The organism is Dactylosporangium darangshiense (assembly GCF_039537565.1).
Classification (GTDB): domain Bacteria; phylum Actinomycetota; class Actinomycetes; order Mycobacteriales; family Micromonosporaceae; genus Dactylosporangium; species Dactylosporangium darangshiense.
In genome coordinates, this window is sequence record NZ_BAABAT010000210.1 from 1 (window position 1) to 863 (window position 863).

At 61.8% G+C, this 863-nt stretch carries 1 protein-coding gene; it reads left to right on the forward strand.

Features of this window, described 5'->3' with window-relative positions; translation table 11 throughout:
- Positions 1-13 precede the first annotated feature (13 nt).
- Positions 14-863: hypothetical protein (locus ABD901_RS58745; RefSeq protein WP_345145116.1), on the forward strand; the 850-nt coding region annotated here is incomplete at its 3' end.

Genomic DNA, 863 nt, shown 5'->3' on the forward strand with positions numbered 1-863 from the left:
GCTTGATCACGGCGTGACGCTCGACGAGCTGTACCGGAGGCTTGACGCCGACACAATGGACACGATCTTCTTCGAGTCTGGTGAGTTGAACGACGTCGAAGTGGAACACGGGTCGGTCCGTCATGCGCCCTGGTCGTTGCTGCGTTCGGCTTCCAGCGGCGAGTGGATGACTGCCGCGGAGTTCGCCGACCAGCTGACACCCGCCGACAACGATACTCAACGTACTTTGGTGCTGCTCCGCCCGCTTGGCGTGGGGGTTCGTTGGGAACAGTCGCTATTCATCACGCAGGCGAACAGGTCCGACCTCCTCGTCGTTGCGGGAGAGTCCTTTGTGACCCGGAGTGGTGAAAACAGCGTCCAATGGCATGAGACCTGGGCAGAAAGGGACACCGAACCGCCGAGCCTTGTCCTGCGTGACCTGATAGCGCTGCCAAACCCAGGGATGACAAACAACGTCGATTCGTTCCTCTTGTCGCTGCGCGGAGGAGATGCCGTAGCCGAAGCGTCTGATGAGACGTTTCGGACGCGGATGCTGTTGCGCACGTGGGAGGAGACCGACGATGTCGAGGGTGTGGTCGATCTCGATTTCGTATTGGGGGAGGCGCCGAGTGCCGATGTCATTCGGCGTTGGTTGGGCAATGAGGTGGGTTTGGCGGTGGCGGTCCCGCCGGATGTCGCCGTTGCGGAAAATGTTCACCGGATTACGTTGAGTGTGCCTGCTCGTTTTGTTTGGACGCGTTCCAGCGGGGACGAGACGTTTTCGGTGTTGGACACCAGGGCGTTGGTCGCGGACGCGGCGGCTGTGCAGCGGGTTGAACGGCAGGCTGCTGCGGCGGGTCAGGACGGCTGGGTCGGTGCAGCGT